This window comes from Micromonospora sp. CPCC 205546, from assembly GCF_036902715.1.
Lineage (GTDB): Bacteria > Actinomycetota > Actinomycetes > Mycobacteriales > Micromonosporaceae > Micromonospora.
Genome location: NZ_JBAKHL010000008.1, coordinates 170,375 through 182,386 on the forward strand (window position 1 = coordinate 170,375; position 12,012 = coordinate 182,386).

The window sequence follows — 12,012 nt, forward strand, 5'->3', positions numbered from 1 at the left end:
CGCGATCTGCCCGATTTGTCGCCGACACGCGGCCTGAGCTGCCGGCCCGCGCTCGGATGGCGGGGTGCAATGAACGCCGTGACTGGCAGACGAGCGGCCCGCGATCATGACGACCGCCCCTCCGGCCCGGCGGACGGCGGCGGGGCGGGCGCGTCGCGCGGCACCCTCGCGCCGCACCCCCGGGTGGTCCCGGCCGCCGCACCGCCGGAACCGCCGTCGGAGCCGCCCGCCGAGGCCGCCGGACCGGTGGCGGTCCCGCCGCACCCGGCGCCCGCCGTCGAGCTGGAGCCCACGACCGGGGCGCCGGTCGACGCCCTGCCGCGACGGGTCCCCGTCCGGCAGCCGAACCGCTGGCCCCGCCGGGGGCGTCCCCCCGCAGACGGCAGGCCGGAGCGGGACGACGGCGGGCGTACGCCCGACGGGGAGCGCGCTCACCCCGGGCCGGACGGGGACGGCGGCAGGCGTACGCCGGGCGGCGGGGACGGCTCCGACGGGGACGACGGCGCGTACTGGCCGCCGATCGAGCTGGTGCACTGGGACGGCACGCCGATCCGGGAGGAGCCACCGCACGAGCGGCAGCGCTCGGCCCGGGAGCAGGCCGCGCGGCGGCGGGCCCGGCGTACCCCGCGTCCGCCCGATCCGCTGCCGGGGCTGGCCGTCCTGCTGGCGCTGAGCCTGGTCGTGGCGTTCTTCGCCTGGGTCAGCGCCGGCCCGTTCTGGCTGGCCGTGGGGCACGCCACGCGGGGCACGGTGGTGATCGCCGACTGCACCGGCGGCGGGCTCACGCAGCGCTGCCGGGGCAACTTCGCCCCCACCGACGAGACGTGGACCGCGCACGGCGTGCGGGTGAGCGGGGTGGCCGCCGGACGCACCGCGACCGGCACGACGCTGCCGGCCCGGATGACCGGCCCGGAGGGCGGCACCGCGTACGCGGACACCGGCCCGGCCGCGCACCTGCGCTGGCTGCTCGGCCTGCTGGTGGTGCTGGGCTGCGCCGCAGGGATCGCCCGGTGGACGGGGTCGACGCGGTTCGCCGATCCCCGCGCCCGCCGCTGGGCGGTGGCCGTCGCCCTGGGCGGCCCGCTGGTGATCACCGCCGGCTTCCTCGTCGCCGCCTGGTGAACCCCACGGGTCCACCCGGGCGCCCGGTCAGGGCCGGCGCGCGCCCGGTCAGGGCCGGCGCGCTCGCGTCAGGCGTGCACGACGGCGTAGACGTCGCGGCGGCGCAGGGCGTACTCCGTGGCGACCTCGGTGATCGCGTCCCGGCGGGACAGCCCGGCCGCCTCCCGGGCGGCCACGGCGGCCCGCAGCGTGTCGTCGTCGGGCCGCTCCGCCGCCGACTCGGGCGCGCCGGCCACGACGAGGGTGATCTCGCCGCGCGGCTCCCCCTCGGCCGCCCACTCGGCCAGCTCGCCGAGCGGGCGGCGGACGATCTCCTCGTACGTCTTGGTCAGCTCGCGGCAGAGCGCGGCCGGCCGGTCGACGCCGAACGCGGCGGTTAGGTCGGCCAGCGCGGCGGCGATGCGGTGCGGCGCCTCGAAGAAGACCAGGGTCCGCTCCTCGGCCGCGAGGGCCCGCAGGCGCGACCGGCGGGCGCCGCCGGTGCGCGGCAGGAAACCCTCGAAGCAGAACCGGTCGCAGGGCAGCCCGGACAGGGCCAGGGCGGTGGTGACCGCGCTCGGGCCGGGCGCGGCGGTGACCGGCACGCCGGCGTCCAGGGCGGCGGTGACCAGCCGGTAGCCCGGGTCGGAGACGCTCGGCATGCCCCCGTCGGTGACCAGGGCGACCACGTAGCCGGCGGTCAGCACGTCGACCAGTTCGGGGGTACGCCGCTCCTCGTTGCCCTCGAAGTAGGAGACGATCCGGCCGCCGACGGTGAGGTCGAGGTCCCGGGCCAGCCGGGTGAGCCGGCGGGTGTCCTCGGCTGCCACCACGTCCGCGGTGGCGAGCACCTCGCGGAACCGGGCGGAGGCGTCGGCGGGGTTGCCGAGCGGCGCGCCGAGGAGGACCAGGCGCCCGGTTTCGGACATTTCACCCACGAGATGTAACTCCTTCATCGACGGCGGTGCCGGTATCGGCGACGACGGGCGCCACCGGGCACCTTCGCAGCCTACGATCGCCGGGTGACGAGTGCGTCGACAGCACAGAGCGCGGACCAGTCGGGCCCGGACCCCACGGACGGGAGCCCACCCGAGGATGCCTCCCGGGCTTCCGCCGACCGGGTCCCGGGCGTGGTCCGGCGCCGGCTGGCCACCGTCGAGGCCCGGCTGGACGGGCGCTCCTGGCTCGCCACCGGCGTGATCGTCGCGATCGCGGCGATCCTGCGCTTCGTCGGCCTGAGCCACCCGCCGGGCAAGATCTTCGACGAGACCTACTACGCCCGGGACGCCTGGGGGCTGGTCGACAAGGGCGTCGAGTGGAACTACAAGGACGGCGGCCCGTCCTACGTCGTCCACCCGCCGCTGGGCAAGTGGCTGATCGGGCTCGGCGAGTGGGCCTTCGGCTACGCCGACGCCGAGCACGGCATCTCCGTGCCGGGGCACCTGGTGACGACGGCACCCGAGTTCGGCTGGCGGTTCTCCGCGGCGCTCGTCGGCACCCTGTCGGTGCTGCTGCTGGTCCGCATCGGCCGGCGGATGTTCCGCTCGACCGTGCTCGGCTGCACCGCCGGCCTGCTGCTCGCGCTGGACGGTTTCCACCTGGTGCTCTCCCGCACCGCGCTGCTCGACATCTTCCTGCTGTTCTTCGTCCTGGCCACGTTCGGCGCCCTCGTGCTCGACCGGGACGCGCGGCGCCGCCGGTGGGCCCGGGCACTCGACGCCGGGCTGGACCCGGGGCGGCCGGGCCGGGCCGGGCGGCCGGCGGGCGGCTGGCGGAACTGGCCGTGGTGGCGGCTCGCCGCCGGGGTCCTGTTCGGCTGCGCGTGCGCGGTGAAGTGGAGTGCGCTCTACTTCCTGCCCGTCTTCGCGCTGCTGGTGGTCCTGTGGGAGGTCGGTGTCCGCCGCTCCGCGGGCGTACGCCGGCCGTGGCGCGACACCCTCCTCGACGAGGTGCCGTGGCTGGTGCTGGCCGGGGTGCTGATGGTGCTCACATACGTCGGCACCTGGTCCGGCTGGCTGGCCGGCGACGAGGGCTACTACCGGCTCGCCGAGCGGTATCCGCAGGCGCCGCTGAGCGACACCCCCGTGATCGGCGCGCTGAACAACCTGATCGAGTACCACAAGGCGGCGTACGGCTTCCACACCGGCCTCGACGACCCGCACAAGTACCAGTCGTGGCCGTGGCAGTGGCTGCTGCTGGGCCGACCGGTCGCCTTCCACTGGTCCGGCACCGGGTCCTGCGGGGCACCGAGCTGCGCCTCCGAGGTCCTGCTGCTCGGCACCCCCCTGCTCTGGTGGTCGTTCCTGCCCGCCCTGGTGGCGCTGGCCTGGCTGGGCCTGGCCCGGCGGGACTGGCGGGCGGGGGCGATCCTGCTGGTCGTGGCGGCCGGTCTGCTGCCCTGGTTCTGGTTCGCGCTCGACGGCCGCACGATGTTCTCCTTCTACACCGCGCCGATCGTGCCGTTCATGGTGCTGGCGGTGGCCTACGTGCTCGGCGCGATCGTCACGCCGGCCGGCCCACCGGGAGGCGACGCCGCGCAGCCGGATGGCGGCGGCGCGCAGCCGGGAGGCATCGACGCGCAGCCGGGCGACGCCGACCCCTCCGCCGCGCGCGGGGAGGTCGACGAGGCCCGGGAACGCAGGCTGGTGGGTGGCGTGATCGCCGGGGCGTACGTCCTGCTGGTCGCACTCTGCTTCGCGTACTTCCACCCGATCTTCGTCGGGAAGTGGATGCCGTACGCCGAGTGGTCGGCGCGGATGTGGTTGGACGGTCGCTGGATCTGACGGCCGGCACGGCGCCCGCCGCACGCCCCGGGCGGCGCGGCGGGCGCACGGAGAACGGGCCCGCACGCGGTGGCGTGCGGGCCCGTTCGACGTAGGAGCGCGCCCCGATCGCCTGCCACGGGGGAAGCGGGCGATTGGGGCGCGCATCAAGAGCTTAACCACCCTGCACCACTGGCACAACGGGTCGACTTCGGTCAGATTTCCGACTCGCGACACCCGACGGATGGTTTGCATCCCACATCTTACGGTCCGTCATCCTGCGCAAACGGTACGGATCGACACCCTCCGTGGCTCCGGCGTCTGACAGATATTGCCTGCGACGCGATTCCCACGCGCTGCAAGTTCCCGTAACGTATCGATCGATTTGGTTCTCCGGCCATCTCGGGTCCGGTCCGTCGGCACCCGGGCCGGTTGCACTGTCGGCCAACCCCGATCGATCGGACGGAGTTCACGATGACCCGTACCCTCCGCTGGACCGCAGGCCTGGTGGCCACCGTCACCGCCGCCACCCTCGGGCTGTCCGCCCCCGCCCAGGCGGCAACCGTCTCGGTGCCGTTGCGCACCCTCGTGGCCGACCTGCCGGTGGCCGCGGAGAGCCGCACCGGCTACTCCCGCGACCTCTTCCCGCACTGGACGGACGCGGACTCCGACGGCTGCAACACGCGCTACGAGGTGCTGATCGCCGAGGCCACCACCCGCCCCACGGTGGGCTCCGGCTGCCGGCTGACCGGCGGGCGCTGGCGCTCCTACTACGACGCGGCGTCCTGGACCAACCCGTCCGACCTGGACATCGACCACATGGTCCCGCTGGCCGAGGCGTGGGACTCGGGCGCCCGGAACTGGACCACGTCGCGGCGGCAGGCCTTCGCCAACGACCTCGGCGACGTCCGTTCACTCGTCGCGGTGACCGACAACGTCAACCAGGCCAAGGGCGACCAGGACCCGGCGACCTGGCTGCCGACCAACGAGAAGTGCCGGTACGTCGGCGAGTGGGTGGCGGTGAAGACCCGGTGGCGGTTGAGCGTCGACAGCGCCGAGAAGAGCGCGTTGACCAGCCGGGCGAGTTCCTGCACGAACATCACGCTCACCGTGACGCGCGCGTACTGACCGCTTGTCGCCCGGGACGACCGACCGGTCGTTCCCGGGCGCGGGTCAGGGCGTCCGGGGGCTGCGGGGCAGCCAGCCGATGAACCGGTCCTGCAGGGCCGTGCCGGACGGTGCCGTCAGGTCCTGGGCGGCGGCCGCCAGGCAGGAACCCAGGTAGACGCTGAGCATGGCCCGGTCCAGCCGGTACTCCTCCAGCAGGCGGGACCGCTTGACCGGGCACGGCCAGTCCGCGCCGCAGGTGCCGCAGGTCCAGTCGGGAGCCAGGGGGGCGTGCTCGTCCGTTCCTGACGCCGAGGACTCCGCACCACCGATCATCGCGCTCCCTCTCCGGTTCCTGTGGGGCCCGCCCGGACGGGCCGTCGTCGGCAGTGACCGTCATCATCCCCGGGTGATGCTCTGTCAGCGTCTCGGGACACTCCGGCGTTACGCGGGTGCGGTACGTTCACGAACCATGGCCCTCGCGACGCCGACCCTGCACCGGGCGCCGGCCCGGCCGGCCGGTCGACACCTGTCCGCTCGCCGACGCGCCGCCGAGCGGGCGTACCCGTCGGGGGGCGGCGATGCGTGACCTGCTGCCGCCGGCCGTGGCGGTGGCCGTGGCCGGAGCCACGGACTTCACGGGCGAGCTGTTGCCGGCCGAGCGGGCCTGCCTGGGCGAGCGCGCGGTGCAGAGCCGCCGCCGCGACTTCACCGCCGGGCGGGTGTGTGCCCGCCGGGCGATGGCCGCCCTCGGCGTGCCGCCGGTCGCGGTGCCCTCGGCCGCCGACCGGTCGCCGGTCTGGCCGGCCGGCGTGGTCGGGGCGATCACCCACACCCGGGGTTACTGCGCGGCCGTCGCGGCCCGCGCCGACGAGGTCCGGTCCGTCGGCATCGACGCCGAGGGGCACCGCGAACTCGACGCGGGCGTACGCCGGATGATCTGCCTGCCCGAGGAGGAGGACCGGTGCGCCCGCCTACCGGCGGGCGTCTCCTGGCCGGCGGTGGTGTTCAGCGTCAAGGAGACGGTCTACAAGGTGTGGCACCCGCTCGTCGGCACGTGGCTGGACTTCCACGACGCCCTGGTGAAGCTCGACCCGGACGCCGGCACGTTCACCGCGCGCATCTCGCCCGCGCGGCGTGACGCCGCCCCGGTGACCGATCCTCCCGCGCTGGTCACCGGCCGGTTCAGCGTCGACGACTCCCTGGTCCGCACGGCCGCCGTGCTGCTGCCCCACTGATCGGGCGACGGTCGGCCCGGGCCCGGGACCTGCCGGGCGGAAGACCGGTCGACCGGGTACGGAACCCGAACAGGGGACAGCGCGACGCCGCCGCAGACGCGAAGATGGTCCGTTGTCCGCGCACGGTAGCGTCAGCCGCGTTTGCCGTCGTCGTCAGGTGCCTAGGAGTACGGTGAGTCACCCCCCGCCCCCTTACGGGCCTCAGGATCCGAACCAGCCGAACCCGGAGCAGCAGCCGCAGCCGTACCCGCCGGCCCCGATGCCGCAGTTCCCCACCGACCAGGGCGGCTACCCGCCGCAGCCACCGACGTCCGGCGCCGGGCAGGCAACGGGCGACCCGTGGGCCCCGCTCCCGCCCGTGCCGCCGCAGCAGCCGACCGGCGACCCGTGGGCCGCCCCGCAGCCACCGGTCTCCGGCGCTCCCCAGCCGCCGGTGTCGGGCGCGCCCGGCGAGCCGTGGGCGCAGCCGCCGGTCTCCGGCGCGCCGCAGCCCCCCGTGTCCGGGATGCCCCAGCCGCCGGTCTCCGGTGCGCCCGGCGAGCCGTGGGCCGCCCCGCACCAGCCGACCTCCGGCACGCCGTACCCGCCGGTCTCCGGCAACCCCGGTTACCCGCCCGGCGGCCCCGGTTACCCGCCCGGGCCCGGTTACCCGCCCGGCGGGCCCGGTTATCCGCCCGGCGCGCCGCATCCGGTCGCGCCGCCGCAGAAGAGCAAGACCCCCCTGATCATCGGGGCCGTGGTGGTCGTGCTGGTCCTGCTCTGCTGCATCGGCGGCGTCGTCGCGCTCGTCGTCGGCGCCAACAAGGCGTCGGACGACCTGAAGAAGGCCGCCGCCCCGGGCATCACGCTGCAGCCGGACGGTCCGTCCCCGAAGGCGCCCAAGGACGGCGAGACCTTCAACATGAAGGCCGGCGCGACCCTCGTGGTCTCCGACGACGAGGGGACCATCGAGATCACGGTCACCCGGTTCACCACGGAGACCAAGGGCTGCCGGACGTACGCCCCGGATCCGGACAAGGGCATGTACCTGATCGCCCACGTCACCGCGACGGTGACCAAGGGCAAGAGCTCCATCAACCCGTTCTACTTCGAGTGGGTGGCCGCAAACGGCACCACGGCCAACGGCCTGGCGAGCGCGCTCTCCGGCTGCGGCGACCCCCTGGGCTCGGGCAACAACCTGCGCGAGGGCAGCAAGCGGGCGGGCACGGTGGCGTTCAACGTGGCCGACAAGAACGGCGTGCTGGAATACCGGCACAAGTTCGAGACCACCGGCTCCTGGAAGCCGTGATCCGCGGCTGGTGACGGGAGGCCGGTCCCCTCGGGGGCCGGCCTTCCGCGTTCCTCCCGGCCGACCACCGCCGCCCCCCGCCGTCGCGCACTCCCGCACCACCAGCCCTCCCGTCCCCGCTGGGCCCCTCGTCAGCGCCCCTGTTCCAGCAGGTCGGCGACCGTGATCAGCGGGGTCACCAGCGACGGCACCGGGGCGTGCTCCTCCAGCCGGCCCGGCCGGTAGGTGATCAGCTCCGGCCCCCGCACGCTCCAGGCCGGCACCGCGCCCGCCAGGTGTGCGGCGATCAGGGTGGGCCCCACCAGCGCCTGCTGCCCCGGCGCCGCCGCGCCAACCCGCCACTGCCGGTCGAACTCCTCGTGCCCGGTGGCGTAGGTGTCGCTGCCGAACAACGCGCGGCCCAACTTCGAGAACACGTGGCGCGGTCCGACCGCGAGCGCCGGGAACGACCGTCGCAACCACACCGAGCAGACGACGTACGTGTGGGTGCGCGAGGTGGTCGTCTGGTTGCCGTCCGCCCCGGTCGAGCTCTGCGTCTCGGTGTACGCGTACTCGGCCACGCAGACGGGGCGGCCGTGCAGCGTCCCGGTCAGCGCGAAGCGCACGCCCCGCCGGCTGCGGCCCGGCACCCGGTCGGTCCAGGTGAGCTGCGGCCGCTCGACGAACGCCCAGCCGTGCCGGGCGGCCCACCACCGCCAGTACTCCCGGCGCTCCCGCTCCCTGCGGTGCACCGTTACGAGCAACGCGACGAGGCCCGCCACGAGGAGGACGGCGACGGCCGCGCAGCCGCCCATCCAGAACACGTTCGCCATCCGCTCCACGGGCGGCAGCGTAGTGACCGGCCGCACGCGCGCCGCTTGCCGGACGGTCGTGGCCGCGGGTGCCGCTACGGGTCTCCTCGACGCCACGCCTCACCGCCGTCACCGGCTGTCGCCGTGACCCCTGCCGGCCCACTGATCGCACCCCAGTGGTCTCCGGATCCATTGATCCCCGTCTGGCGCGCTGCTTAGCTCCCACCGGCACCGTCGACGACGGGGCCGAACATCAGCCGACATGCCAGGAGCACATCCACAGTGAGCAAGATGACGAGAGCCCTGCGCCGGGTGGGCGCGACCGTGGGCGCCTTGGTGATGGTCGCCGGGGCCGTGGTCGTCGGGGCCACGCCGGCCTCCGCCGCGAACTACTACTACGAGATGCCGTACCCGGCGAACGAGTCCTACCTGGTGACCCAGGGGCCGGAGGGCACCTACTCGCACGTCGGCCCCTACAACGAGTACGCCTGGGACTTCGGGCTGCCGGCGAACTACGAGGTCTCGGCCTCGCAGGCGGGCACCATCATCATGTCGAACTGGTCGCCGTACTGGCAGAACGGCATCGAGGTGATCATCCGGCACCCGAACGGCCAGTGCACCCACTACGCGCACCTGAACCGGGCCATCTACAACGCCGGCACCTGGGTTCCGCAGGGTCGGGTCATCGGCTGGTCGGGCAGCACCGGCGCGTCCACCGGCCCGCACCTGCACTTCCAGGTCATCAACTGCAACACCCGGGTGGGCATCCCCGCCACCCTCCAGGGCTGGACGCCGTACACCGGCACCTGGCCGGTGAGCGTGAACTACTACGCGTGACCCCACCCGGCCGCGCTCACGCGAGAGGTGCGCCAATGCGAATCGTGCATCGCCCCTATCCGTGATCGATAATCCCATTCGCTGCTGGAAGCGCTTCCGGCGAGCGTCGGCGACGGCCGGCCCAGGGCCGAAGGCGTCGCGGTCGGGGTGCCGGCACGTGCCGGCACCCCGACCCACAGGGGATCACCTATGACGGAGGAAAGTCGGATGGCGGCACGGACGGACGACACGGTCGAGTTGAGCGTGGTCATACCCACGTACCAGGACGCGCAGTGTCTGGCGCTGACGCTGCGGTCGTTGACCCGGCAGACGGTGGGCCCGGAGCGCTTCGAGGTGATGGTGGTCCGCGACGGCGGCTCCTCCGCCGGATACGCCGAGGCCGTCGGGGCGGCCGCCGGCCTCGACCTGCGCGTGCTGGAGTTCCCCCGACGGCGGGGACGCTCCGCGGCCCGCAACGAGGCGGTCCGGCGCACCCGGGCACCGCTGCTGCTGTTCCTCGACGCCGACTCGTACGCCTCCCCCCAACTGCTGGAGCGCCACCTGGCCCACCACGCGGTCGCCGGCCGCCCCGCCGTGCTGATGGGCCGCCGCGACGAGCTGAGCCTGGAGCACGTCGAAGCCGCCCTCGACGACCGGGAGATGACCGACATCCCCCGCCGCCGCGCCGACCGCGCCGGTGACCTGCGCTTCCCGCACGGTGAGCCGCCGGGACAGGAGTGGCTCCTGGCGGGCTGGGCCCTCGCCTACACCCACAACATCTCGCTCGCCCGGGACCTGTTCGACCGTGCCGGCGGGTTCGACGAACGCGCCGGGCTGCGCTGGGGCCTGGAGGACATCGAGCTGTTCTACCGGGTGCACCGGCAGCTCGGCGTGACCGGGCTGAACTTCGCCTACGACGACGAGGCCCGCGCCTTCCACCTCCCGCACCACCGCAACACCGACCACAACTTCGCCGACTTCGCGGCCAACCGGAGCCTGCTCACCGGGCAGTACCACGTCATCGAGTGGGAGTTCTACGGCCTGCTCGACGTGTACGACTCCCTGGAGCGCATCGTCCAGTACCGCGCCGCGGCCACGGACTGCGCGACCCGTTCGACGTGCCGGATCGGGCCGGCGTTCGACCGCCTCGCCGACCGCCTGCCCGGCCCCCGCGTGCTGTGGGTGGGCACCGGCAGCGAGCAGGCCGGCCTGCCGAGCGGGGCGCTGACCTTCGACTACGCCGCCCCGCCCGGCCCCACGAACTACCACCTGGTCGGCATGGACCCGCCCATCCCGCCGGGCAGCCTCGACGCGGTGGTCAGCGTCGACTTCTGGCGGTACCTGCGGTGGGACGACCTGTGCCGGTTCGTCAACGCCTCCGGCCGGCTGGCCCGCGAGGTGCGCCTGGTCTGCACCGGCGACACGGGACCGGCCCCGGTGACCGCCGGGCCGGCGGCGCTGGGCTACCTGCGCAGCACCCTGAACGCCGCGTTCGCCACCGACCTCGATTACGTCGACGGGCTCGGCGACGTGTTGACCCTGCGCCCCCGGACCCCAACGGCGCGCAGGGGCCTGGCACGGGTGTGACCTGGCCCGGCGCAGGCAGGCGTCCGTCGGCGGGCGGGCGGGTGCCTGCGCCGGCGGTGGCATGATCGGGCCATGCCCCTGATCGAAGTGGTACGCGGTGACATCACCCGCGAGGACGTCGACGCCATCGTCAACGCGGCGAACGAGTCGCTGCTGGGCGGCGGGGGCGTCGACGGCGCGATCCACCGGGCGGCGGGACCGGGGCTGGCGCGGGCCGGCGCCGCCCTCGCGCCGTGCCACCCGGGCGAGGCCGTCGCCACCCCGGCATTCGACCTCGATCCACCCGTACGCCACGTCATCCACACGGTCGGTCCGGTGTGGGAGGGCGGCGGCCACGGTGAGGCGGAGGTCCTGGCGTCGTGCTACCGGCGCAGCCTCCAGGTCGCCGACGAGGTCGGCGCTCGGCGCGTCGCCTTCCCCGCCGTCGGCACCGGCGTCTACGGATACCCGTCCGACCAGGCGGCGACGATCGCGGTCACGACGATCAGGGCGACACCCACCGCCGTCGAGCACGTCCGCCTGGTCGCCTTCGACGACGCCACGTACCGGCTCCTGGCCGCAGCCGCGTCGGCCGACTGAGCCGGGCACGCCCACCCGCCGATCATGCTGGGGAGGCCGGGGGGACGAGGCGGCGCGGAACTGAGAAAGGCCATCTCCGGCGAGCGGAGACGGCCTTTGAACTGGGTGGAGTTGAGGGGATTCGAACCCCTGACCCCCTCGATGCGAACGAGGTGCGCTACCGGACTGCGCCACAACCCCTCCGCCGGCGGACCGGCATCGGTCCCACCCGGCTTTCACCGGGCGGGCCGGCGCCAAGGTTAACAGGTTCACCGCCCCCGCCGCGACTCCACCCCCCGCGCAGCGGGATCTTGGTGCGAAACCGCCCCTCCGGGCGGGCTCAACTGGTGGTTGCAACACCAAGTAGCTGGGTCATCTTCTCACCTGGGGTGGCCCAGCCCAGGGTCATCCGTGGGCGGTCGTTGAGTTCGTCGGCGACGGCGTCGAGTTGGGTTTGGTCGATGGTGGTGAAGTCGACGTGGCCTTTCGGGAAGTACTGGCGTAGCAGGCCGTTGGTGTTCTCGTTGCTGCCGCGTTGCCAGGGGCTGTGTGGGTCGCAGAAGTAGACCGGGCAGTCGGTGGCGATGGTGAAGTCACGGTGGCGGGCCATCTCGGGGCCCTGGTCCCACGTCAGGGAGGCCCGTAGGCGCTGTGGTAGCCAGGTCATTGCCGTGGCCAGCTGCGCGACGACGTGCTCGGACATCTTCCCTTGGGGTAGTCCGACCAGGATCACGAACCGGGTCGCGCGTTCCACCAGGGTCGCG

At 74.1% G+C, this 12,012-nt stretch carries 12 protein-coding genes and 1 tRNA gene; 8 read left to right on the top strand and 5 right to left on the bottom strand.

The annotated features are described in order from the left end of the window. Nucleotides 1-78 precede the first annotated feature (78 nt). Complete coding sequence (locus V6U77_RS07405; RefSeq protein WP_442934385.1) at nt 79-1,122, top strand: hypothetical protein; 1,044 nt, start codon at nt 79-81, stop codon at nt 1,120-1,122. 68 nt (nt 1,123-1,190) lie between these two features. On the opposite strand, the gene rsmI is transcribed toward V6U77_RS07405, so the two are convergent. Then, nucleotides 1,191-2,057 carry a 16S rRNA (cytidine(1402)-2'-O)-methyltransferase gene (gene rsmI / locus V6U77_RS07410; RefSeq protein WP_442934386.1) on the bottom strand — a complete coding sequence of 289 codons (867 nt, stop codon included), beginning with the start codon at nt 2,055-2,057 and terminating at the stop codon, nt 1,191-1,193. A 174-nt stretch (nt 2,058-2,231) separates the two neighbouring features. On the opposite strand from rsmI, the gene V6U77_RS07415 reads away from it, so the two are divergent. Both V6U77_RS07415 and V6U77_RS07420 read left to right on the top strand, forming a co-directional pair. After that, nucleotides 2,232-3,884, top strand: a complete 1,653-nt coding sequence (locus tag V6U77_RS07415) for a dolichyl-phosphate-mannose--protein mannosyltransferase (protein WP_442934390.1) — start codon at nt 2,232-2,234, stop codon at nt 3,882-3,884. A gap of 453 nt (nt 3,885-4,337) precedes the next feature. Further along, the gene (locus tag V6U77_RS07420; RefSeq protein ID WP_334605458.1) at nt 4,338-4,991 is read left to right on the top strand and encodes an HNH endonuclease family protein; all 654 of its coding nucleotides are present in this window, start codon (nt 4,338-4,340) and stop codon (nt 4,989-4,991) included. A gap of 45 nt (nt 4,992-5,036) precedes the next feature. On the opposite strand, the gene V6U77_RS07425 is transcribed toward V6U77_RS07420, so the two are convergent. Beyond that, nucleotides 5,037-5,306 carry a hypothetical protein gene (locus tag V6U77_RS07425; protein ID WP_334605459.1) on the bottom strand — a complete coding sequence of 90 codons (270 nt, stop codon included), beginning with the start codon at nt 5,304-5,306 and terminating at the stop codon, nt 5,037-5,039. A 245-nt stretch (nt 5,307-5,551) separates the two neighbouring features. Here V6U77_RS07425 and V6U77_RS07430 point away from each other — a divergent pair, with 245 nt between their 5' ends. Next, nucleotides 5,552-6,208, top strand: a complete 657-nt coding sequence (locus V6U77_RS07430; RefSeq protein WP_334605460.1) for a 4'-phosphopantetheinyl transferase family protein — start codon at nt 5,552-5,554, stop codon at nt 6,206-6,208. Nucleotides 6,209-6,380: 172 nt separating this feature from the next. Next, nucleotides 6,381-7,496 carry a hypothetical protein gene (locus V6U77_RS07435; protein ID WP_334605461.1) on the top strand — a complete coding sequence of 372 codons (1,116 nt, stop codon included), beginning with the start codon at nt 6,381-6,383 and terminating at the stop codon, nt 7,494-7,496. Nucleotides 7,497-7,627: 131 nt separating this feature from the next. Here the strand turns inward: V6U77_RS07435 and V6U77_RS07440 are convergent, their stop codons facing one another. Next, nucleotides 7,628-8,317 carry a hypothetical protein gene (locus V6U77_RS07440; protein ID WP_334605462.1) on the bottom strand — a complete coding sequence of 230 codons (690 nt, stop codon included), beginning with the start codon at nt 8,315-8,317 and terminating at the stop codon, nt 7,628-7,630. Between the two features lie 261 nt (nt 8,318-8,578). Here V6U77_RS07440 and V6U77_RS07445 point away from each other — a divergent pair, with 261 nt between their 5' ends. From V6U77_RS07445 to V6U77_RS07455, 3 genes are all read left to right on the top strand, one after another. Beyond that, on the top strand, nt 8,579-9,124 hold the full coding sequence (locus tag V6U77_RS07445) for a M23 family metallopeptidase (RefSeq protein WP_334605463.1): 546 nt from the start codon (nt 8,579-8,581) through the stop codon (nt 9,122-9,124). Between the two features lie 207 nt (nt 9,125-9,331). Further along, the gene (locus V6U77_RS07450; protein ID WP_334605464.1) at nt 9,332-10,690 is read left to right on the top strand and encodes a glycosyltransferase family 2 protein; all 1,359 of its coding nucleotides are present in this window, start codon (nt 9,332-9,334) and stop codon (nt 10,688-10,690) included. A gap of 72 nt (nt 10,691-10,762) precedes the next feature. Next, the gene (locus V6U77_RS07455) at nt 10,763-11,269 is read left to right on the top strand and encodes an O-acetyl-ADP-ribose deacetylase (RefSeq protein WP_334605465.1); all 507 of its coding nucleotides are present in this window, start codon (nt 10,763-10,765) and stop codon (nt 11,267-11,269) included. A gap of 106 nt (nt 11,270-11,375) precedes the next feature. Here the strand turns inward: V6U77_RS07455 and V6U77_RS07460 are convergent. Next, nucleotides 11,376-11,449, bottom strand: a tRNA-Ala gene (locus tag V6U77_RS07460). Between the two features lie 139 nt (nt 11,450-11,588). Continuing rightward, the coding region (locus tag V6U77_RS07465) for an IS30 family transposase (RefSeq protein ID WP_334605466.1) at nt 11,589-12,012 on the bottom strand (424 nt) is incomplete at its 5' end.